Annotated in this window: 1 protein-coding gene; it reads left to right on the forward strand. The window is 44.8% G+C overall.

Annotated elements, in window-relative coordinates; genetic code table 11:
- The first annotated feature begins 90 nt into the window (after window positions 1-90).
- Window positions 91-1,266: an IS256 family transposase gene (locus K1J10_RS10485; RefSeq protein WP_223336673.1), complete on the forward strand. Its 1,176-nt coding sequence runs from the start codon at window positions 91-93 to the stop codon at window positions 1,264-1,266.
- Window positions 1,267-1,314 lie beyond the last annotated feature (48 nt).

Raw genomic sequence — 1,314 nt, forward strand, 5'->3', positions numbered from 1 at the left:
GGTAGTGTACAATAAGTTGTGTAAACACAAAAAGGAATAAATCCTGTATAGTAGAGTTGCAACACATTTACTAGAAAGAGACTTATTCCTATGCCCCAGTTTACCACAGAATTGCTGAACTTCCTAGCACAAAAGAAAGATATCGATGAATTTTTCCGTTCTTCTCTTGAAACAGCCATGAATGACCTGCTTCAGGCTGAGTTGTCCGCTTTTTTGGGTTATGAGCCTTATGAGAAAGAGGGCTACAACACTGGCAATAGCCGCAACGGAAGCTATTCACGGCGGTTTGAAACTAAATATGGCACCGTTCAGTTGACTATCCCTCGAGACCGCAATGGGGACTTTAGTCCTGCTCTCCTACCAGCTTATGGGCGGCGGGATGATCACCTAGAAGCCATGGTCATCAAACTCTACCAAACAGGGGTAACAACGCGCGAAATCAGCGACATCATCGAGCGAATGTATGGTCATCACTATAGTCCTGCCACGATTTCCAACATCTCAAAGGCGACACAGGAAAATGTGGCGGCCTTTCATAAGCGAGCTCTGGAAGCCCACTACTCAATTTTGTATTTGGATGGGACTTATCTTCCTTTAAGACGTGGAACCGTCAGTAAGGAGTGTATCCATATTGCACTTGGCATCACAGCCGAGGGGCACAAAGCTGTTCTTGGATATGAGATTGCCCCAAATGAGAACAATGCTTCTTGGTCAGATCTGCTGGACAGGCTTCATAGTCAAGGACTGGAGCAGGTTTCGCTTGTGGTCACAGATGGCTTCAAGGGCTTGGACCAGGTTGTTAGTCAAGCTTACCCTTTAGCCAAGCAGCAGCGCTGCCTCATCCACATCAGTCGAAACTTAGCTAGTAAGGTGAAACAAAGTGATCGCGCCCTGATAGTGGAGCAGTTTAAGACTATCTATCGCTCTGCCAGCTTAGAAGAAGGCAAGCAGGTTTTAGAGGCTTTTATCACCGAGTGGAAAGCAACCTATCCAAAAGTGATGGCGCAGTTGGAACTGACGGAGAACCTCCTCACTTTTTACCGTTTTCCTCATCAGATTTGGACCAGTATTTACTCGACAAACCTCATTGAATCCTTAAACAAGGAGATCAAGCGACAAAGCAAAAAGAAGGTTCTTTTCCCTAATGAGGAGGCTCTAGACCGCTATTTGGTGACCTTGTTTGAAGACTATAATTTCAAACACAGCCAGCGAATTCATAAAGGATTTGCGTCTTGCGCTGACACACTTGAAAGCTTATTTGATTAACACTCCGCAACTTTACTTGAGTGTTTACACAAAATTATTGACAGAATC

The sequence above is a fragment of the Streptococcus australis genome, assembly GCF_019930045.1.
GTDB lineage: Bacteria > Bacillota > Bacilli > Lactobacillales > Streptococcaceae > Streptococcus > Streptococcus australis_D.